Below are 6,997 nucleotides of genomic sequence, written 5' to 3' on the forward strand. Positions count from 1 at the left end.
ATATTATGGAAATGGGTCAGCGATCCACCTACAGCAGTCGAAGAGATTTATCTAAATGGTTCAGACGAGTCAGAATCGGCTATTGGCAAAGGTTTTGAAGTTTCTTTAGGGAGTCTCTGGTTAGAAAAAGAAAATCAGCAGTGGCATCGTTGGTCGGAGCGTTGGTTAGTGGTTTGTTCCTACGCTTTACAACAACGACAACTCAAGAGCTTGTCAGCTCGTTTGAATAAAGCAGAACTGGCTTTAGAAAAACTGGTTCAAAAACCACCTCAAGATGAGCTAATTCTACAGACTAAAGTAGAGAGTATTCTCAAACGTTATCGACTTAAGGAACAGATAATAACTTCGATAGAGAAAAAAATTAGCTATCAAAAGGTTTACCAAGGTGCTGGTCGAGGAGGGGAGAATCGTGCTTATCTTCGTGTTCGTCAGACTACTTTCTCTCTGAATTATCAACGTTGTCAGGCAAAAATAGCGGAACAACAATCCATTGCTGGTTGGAGATTATATGTTACCAATGCAGACCAATCCCATCTTTCTTTAGAAGAAGCTGTTAATTCTTATCGAGAGCAATGGCAGCCTGAGAGGGGTTTTCATCGTTTTAAACGAGGTCATCTTCCTGCTTTACCCATCTATTTCCAAGATGAAGAACGTATTCGAGGGTTAATGTTTTTGCTGACCCTCGCTCTGACTTTGTTTACCTTGATGGAATTTGTGGTGCGTCGCCAATTAAGTCAATCTCAGCAGTCCCTCTCTGGACTTTATTCAGGGAATCCTAAACGTCAGACGAATCGTCCCACCGCAGAACAGTTGTTAACTGCTTTTGAGGATCTGACTTTATATCTTTATCCTGACGGTTCTACTGAAATCAGTTCTCTTAATTCTCTTCAAAAACAGATTTTACTTTTGATGAAAATCCCTGAATCGATTTATCTTATTCCCCAGCTAGTTCCTGATTGACTACAATCGCTCAAACAACTGCTGTTATTTGATTCCATCGTTTTTATTTTCTCGACCATTTGGAAATTAAGCGAACCGTGAGATTGGAATATGCAGTCTCGGAAAAGCGATGTTCTCCTCCATGACAGTAAAGTCTTTGTCGTTTTCGACTATCATTTTTGACGGAATATGTCCCATCAAGAGTAATGTAATTATCTAAGTCCAAGTAATAGGAACAGTTTTGACAAGGGCAGTAGCGAGGGAACAGTCGATGAATGAGTGAGGGATCGTAAGCTTTAATTGTCATCAATAAGTCAGCGATCGCTAGTCTGAGAATAATCTCCTATTTTATCTGATGATAGAGAGGTCAATTCTCCACCTCCACTGTTTTGTAGGGACTACCAAATTGGTAAAATGATCTAGTAGGGTAATCTTAGGCTTCAGTTTCATTATCCCTAATCCGTACCTTAGTTTTGCTACCAAATTAATCTATCATTTTCACTCAGATTAAGATGCGTTCGCCCTAACTCATCCATTGATTCAGTGCATTTTAGACTATTAAATTGGGGAATTTCTAAAGTACTATAAACCATAGTTCTTTGAAAGTTAGAGCGAAACATGAATTTAAGTCATATTCTATATCAATAGATGTTGGATAAATATAATGCTATCAGTTTAATAATTTCAATTCATAGTTTCTAAAATTGCCTGAACTATTGATAGACTATAATTCTGGTTCTGATAAAAGGCAAAAAGGCGAATTGTTTAGGAAATTGCCTTTTTTCAACTAATCTTATCTTTTTGAAAATTAAGTCATATACTAATTATGTACAGAGCAAATTCCAATAGAACTGGTTATTATAAGACATTAGGTATTAAACAACTCAATGGGATTAAGTGGAAGTTTAGACAATCAAATACTGTCTCTAATTGGATTCCAGGTTGGAACTGGGGGGTTACATCCAATAATGATATGGTCTGTGTTAGTAATCCTGGTGGCAATATATATGGATTATCAAGCCAGACAGGTCAACAACTTTGGAAGCATAAGTTGGAAAAAAGTAATGAACCTATTTATCCAGTTATAGCTGGTAATACAATTTACTTAAGCTATCGTAGATTAGATTATAGTGCCATTGACGAATATTTACTAGCGATAGATCTTTCTTCAGGACAAAAAAAATGGGAGTTTAAACTTCCCCTAAATTTAAAAACTTTTACCTTTGACTATGCACTTACCTCTTCTTCACCAGCATTTTTCAATGATGTAATTTATATTGGAGGAGGTAATGGTTGTTTATACGCAATTAATGCTTTGTCTGGAGAATTAATTTGGAGTTTTAAGACCACTAAAAATAAACCTCTAACTGCTCCAGCAGTTAGTAAAGATGTTGTCGCTGTCTACAGTAGTGATGGGAACTTGTACGTTGTAGATATTTTGTCAGGAGAGCAAAAGTGGAAGTTTGAAATTGGCTCCCTATCCTCTTTGCCTAGTTCATTACCAATAGTACCAATGATTGATGAAGAGAAAATTTATGTAATTGATGATGGTAATATTCTACATGCTTTAGATATCCAAACTGGTAAGTCCAGATGGAGCTTTACACTTAACAATCAGCCACTTACTATTCCAGCAGTTTCTCAAGGAATTTTGTGTGTCGGTAGCAAAGATAATATTCTTCATGGTTTAAATGCAGATTCGGCAGAACAAGTATGGGAATTCAAGCTAGATAAATTTTCACAATGGTCTAATTTGACTGTTGATAATCAGTCGCTGTATATCGGAACTCAAGGTTCTTTGCAAGCATTAGATTTGTCAACAGGAGAGCATCTTTGGCAATTTGATATACCTATGCAGGATCGCTGGTTTCTAGATTCGCAAATGTTGCTTTACGGACTTCTCAATCAAATGATCAACATAACTGCTGGCAGTACTAAAGATTTAGAAACTTTTACTGAGCCTGTTATAAACAACAAAACTATCTATGTAGGATGCAGCAATGGATATTTGTACGCGCTAAATTAAATTTCGCTTTTAAGCTGTTTCAATTCAATCCATCTTTCTCGCCAGAGCCGTGCCATTTCTCTGCTGATACCTAACTCTCTGGCAATAGTTCGATGATTGTTTCCTAGTGACGCTAAAAGCACAATTTTGCCTCTTTTTACTATTTGCTGAGGAGTACTATGACGAGTCACTATTTTTTCTAGTTCTTTTCGTTCTCTCTCGTCTAGTTCTACTGGCTTGGGAGCTAGTCTAGGCATCTACTCTTTTGTTTCAAATCTTGTTTCCAATTAATAGTAGCTTTATTTGCGCCCTTCTCCACTAGTGGCAAATATAATAAGAGAATATTTACAAAAAAAACCTATTCTCATAAATTGCCTACTAATGATTAAACTTAATATTTTGGCTATTGCAATTTTCTCTTGTGCGACGGTTTTTGGATGCACCTTAATTAATTATGTAGTTTTTCCAAAATATTTTAAAACGTCTTCTTTGTTGTTCCATAAATGTATCTGGAGGTTCAAGCTCAGTTCTAAAATCTTCTGAAAGTTTGAACCATGGCTCATATGAAAGCCAATAACCAAATCCTAATATAGACAAAATAGTCGTAAAAATTATAAATTGTATTTATAGATTCACAGGGCTATTTCATTCTAAAAAGAGAAGCAATCTGTTTTAAACTGAATTGGCATTTACGTTGTGCCTGAGCCATATTGTCAAATCCAGAATCTCGATATAAATTGAGAGCTAAGTTACGTGCGATCGCTAAAATCTGAGGTAATGGTAAGGTACGAATTCTAGATTTGTCTTCTCCTTGAGTAACATCGCGAACATAGTGAACTTTATTTTCTACACCCCAATAACCACGAATTCTTTGATAAAACTCGAAGGCTGATTCGGTCAAATCAGAGATATAGTATCTGGTACTAAACTCCGTTTTATACTTGAGTTGGCGTTCTGATTCTACTTTAATGAGCGTTTTAATACTCGACCATTTAGGCAACTTCAAATCTAAGTAAGCAGTACTAACTCTGCGTTTTTCGATTCTTCCGTGACCTTTAAAAATATTGTAAAAACTGTCATGTTCGACAAATTTCGTTTTTACAGCTTGATCTAGTTTGGGTTGATTTCCTTTGACAGCAGCAAGATAGTGATTTCCGCTATTGATAATTGTTTCAATAGTTTTTTTGTGTATTGATTGCATCAAATGCAAAAACTACCCCTTCAACGGCTAAAGCCTCAATAAATTTGGGTATTGCGGTAATTTCATTACTCTTGTTTTTAACTTTTTCTGGTCTTAGGATTAGTCCTCTTTCAACTAGGTAAGCCGTAACTAATGTGATTGCCTTGTGTGGCTCACAATGAGGGTTGTCTGACGAAAGTAAGTATGAGCCTTTTAACACTTTTCCGTCCAATGCCAAAGTCTCACCTGCTAACGGTTTGATTTCAAAAAAACTTGCTAATCTAGCTGAATACTCCTCGTAATCCAAATTTAATAATGCTCTCCTAATTGTGCTGTAAGAAGGGATTCTTCTGACTTCAAATAACTCTTTTAATTCTTCACTGTACGATTTTAGCCAATCTCCGAGCGCAAGAAAGCCTTGGTTGCCTGCTGTCACCCCCAGTGTAAACAGAGCCAAACATAATTGTAATGAATGCCTTGTTCCCTGTTTTCTTCTACGATCTGGCATTCGAGAGAATGCTTCTATTATCGCTATTTCACTCACTTTTCTAGTTTATTTACACTACCACAATTACAATATCACCTAGAATGAAATAGCCCTGATAGATTCATCATTTGAAAATTTATTAATAGTTGAACATAATAAATATAGTTTGACTCAATAGTCTTACCCATTTTCTGATTTATTAGCTATACACAATATAAAAGCTATTCTTATCCAACTCTAGATTATAAAAAGCTTTTATCATGTTTGCTTAAATATTGCCAGTACATTAACTCTTCCCAAGGTGTGCTATTGCAATATCTTCATAATAATCTTATTTTTTGGCTTGCTTATTTGAAGCAAAGAAAAAGCTTTGTCTTTTAGGTAATACCAAAAGTTACTTATTGAAATTTTGGTGCTAAATTGATACTCACGAAGATAAAATAAATCTTTTTTGATTCATCTTTATTTTAAATTAAATCTTTAACCTATTTATTCGCGCCTGACAAACTATATCTGTTGAACACTATTATCTTTAAAACTTATAAGAAATGTCTAACAATACTAATTCTCATAACTTGTCTACTTTTGGCTGGAATTTTTCTTTTATTGGTGATATTAGTTTGTCAACTGATAGCGATGGTAACGTCTATATTTTCAACTTAGGACTTGAATCTATTTTTTCACAGCAATCTTCAAGTCAAGAATTAGATAGCAGTACCTATAGCTTAAGTTTACAGCAGCTGCTACAGTCCTATTCCTCCGACCAAAGAATTTTTAAACCACAAGCTGATGGTAGTTATGAAGGTAGTGGAACTTTAACTTGGAATGTCGATCATTACGAACTAGAAGCTAACGGCAACAAAATTGTTTTCCGTGCTGACGGTCAATTAAATTATGTAGAATACGGCAACGGTTATCGCTTGAGTGCTGGATATAACAACGATTTACTTACCGAACTTTCAGACAGTAACCAAAATAGCTTTGCTCTAAACTATAACTCCGATGGACGCATCGAAACTATTACTGATGCTGAAGGACAAGTTAATACTTACAGCTATGACACAACTGGACAGTATTTACTCAGCGTTGAAGATGCTAACGGTACAACCAGTTTCAGTTACGATAATCCTTTCGATCCCACGGTAGTTTCTAGCGTCACTTATGGCAATGGTTCAAAAGTCAGCTACGACTACGACCATGTTGGACGTTTACAACAGGTTATTTATGGCGAAGGCAGAGATGCCATCTCCTACATCTTCAACGAGAGTGGTCAAATTGCTTCAGTCACCGATGCTAATAGAGAACAAGTTCTCTACGAATACGACGATAACGGTCGCCTTATTTCCCAACAGATAGCAGGCAGCGATCGAGTACTCAGCTATAGCTATGGTTCTGCTGGTGCTGACTTTTCACGGCATCTTTTGAAGTAACCGTTCATTTCCCCCCAGTCAAAAATAAGCCAACTCCACCTTTGTGGTGTATGTTAAAAACATGGCTCAATTAAGATAAAAATGACTTGGTACAGATGAACGAAGACTACTTCAAGTCTACTCGAAAAAGAGAGATTGGTAGAAGTAAGCCAAAAATCTACATCAATTAGCCACAGATTTATGGGAAAAGCAACAGCAGAGTTCAAAAAATAGTTCTCAGCCACCATCAAAAGATAATCCTTACGGTTTAAAAGAAACCACAGAAGAATCAAACCCAGGTTCAAAATCTGAAACCGAGTTGGGACAAACTGAGTTGGATAAAAGAGATGAATCTTCAGAACCAGAAAAGAAGCAAAAATCAAAGAGGAAGCCAGGAAAACAACCAGGAGGAAAAGGATTTGGTCGTCAGCAACCTCTGAAGGCGGAAGTAATCATTCCACACTATCCCCATAAATGTACCGCTTGTAATCATGATTTAAGCGAATCTGAGTCCTTTAGGTATATGGGATATTATGTCCTGGAACTAGAACCAGAATTATTTGGGTTGAGGATCGTAACTCAATTACATCACTACTATCGGACAACTTGCAGTTGTGGTCATTGCACCCATGCCCAACCAGGAACAGGGTTGGTTTCTGTAGTAGAAGGAAGAAGCAAAGATTTACAACTGACAGAGTATGTTTTAGTAGGAGCATTCCTCGCAACTTTCATCGCTTCCTTGAGCGTTCGCTACCGAATGAGTCGTACGAAAATTCAAGAGTTTTTAAATGATTGGACCTGGTTCTAACGGATTTTGTGGATCAACCACTTTGAAGGGTTTGGCGACCGTTCATCGAGCTAGCAATCAACAATTGTGAGCCAATTGTGATGATAGCTAAAACCATTGAGATCGCTAAACGGCGATATCCGTGACGAGCATTTTGAGCGAGTTCTAGCTGCGTAGGGATGGAAATTCC

Annotated in this window: 5 protein-coding genes and 2 pseudogenes; 4 read left to right on the forward strand and 3 right to left on the reverse strand. The window is 36.7% G+C overall.

Features of this window, described 5'->3' with window-relative positions:
• Positions 1-960, forward strand: a pseudogene (locus PLEUR7319_RS42340) (transposase); the annotation flags it as partial.
• Positions 961-1,003: 43 nt separating this feature from the next.
• Here the strand turns inward: PLEUR7319_RS42340 and PLEUR7319_RS39820 are convergent.
• Positions 1,004-1,246 carry a hypothetical protein gene (locus PLEUR7319_RS39820; protein ID WP_237743704.1) on the reverse strand — a complete coding sequence of 81 codons (243 nt, stop codon included), beginning with the start codon at positions 1,244-1,246 and terminating at the stop codon, positions 1,004-1,006.
• A gap of 519 nt (positions 1,247-1,765) precedes the next feature.
• Between PLEUR7319_RS39820 and PLEUR7319_RS0133060 the strand changes: the two genes are divergently transcribed.
• The gene (locus tag PLEUR7319_RS0133060) at positions 1,766-2,965 is read left to right on the forward strand and encodes a PQQ-binding-like beta-propeller repeat protein (RefSeq protein ID WP_019509536.1); all 1,200 of its coding nucleotides are present in this window, start codon (positions 1,766-1,768) and stop codon (positions 2,963-2,965) included.
• Here the strand turns inward: PLEUR7319_RS0133060 and PLEUR7319_RS37490 are convergent.
• Together PLEUR7319_RS37490 and PLEUR7319_RS43780 are read right to left on the reverse strand one after the other, a co-directional pair.
• Positions 2,962-3,201, reverse strand: coding sequence for a helix-turn-helix domain-containing protein (locus PLEUR7319_RS37490; protein ID WP_019509537.1), 240 nt, complete (start codon positions 3,199-3,201; stop codon positions 2,962-2,964). The genes PLEUR7319_RS0133060 and PLEUR7319_RS37490 overlap by 4 nt on opposite strands.
• A gap of 383 nt (positions 3,202-3,584) precedes the next feature.
• Positions 3,585-4,632, reverse strand: a pseudogene (locus tag PLEUR7319_RS43780) (ISAs1 family transposase).
• A gap of 527 nt (positions 4,633-5,159) precedes the next feature.
• On the opposite strand from PLEUR7319_RS43780, the gene PLEUR7319_RS0133080 reads away from it, so the two are divergent.
• Both PLEUR7319_RS0133080 and PLEUR7319_RS37495 read left to right on the forward strand, forming a co-directional pair.
• Entirely contained in the window at positions 5,160-6,041 is an 882-nt protein-coding gene (locus PLEUR7319_RS0133080; RefSeq protein ID WP_019509538.1) for an RHS repeat domain-containing protein, read from the forward strand.
• Positions 6,042-6,339: 298 nt separating this feature from the next.
• Positions 6,340-6,828: a hypothetical protein gene (locus PLEUR7319_RS37495; protein WP_019509539.1), complete on the forward strand. Its 489-nt coding sequence runs from the start codon at positions 6,340-6,342 to the stop codon at positions 6,826-6,828.
• The last annotated feature ends 169 nt before the right edge of the window (positions 6,829-6,997 follow it).

The organism is Pleurocapsa sp. PCC 7319 (assembly GCF_000332195.1).
In the GTDB taxonomy this organism is placed as follows: domain Bacteria; phylum Cyanobacteriota; class Cyanobacteriia; order Cyanobacteriales; family Xenococcaceae; genus Waterburya.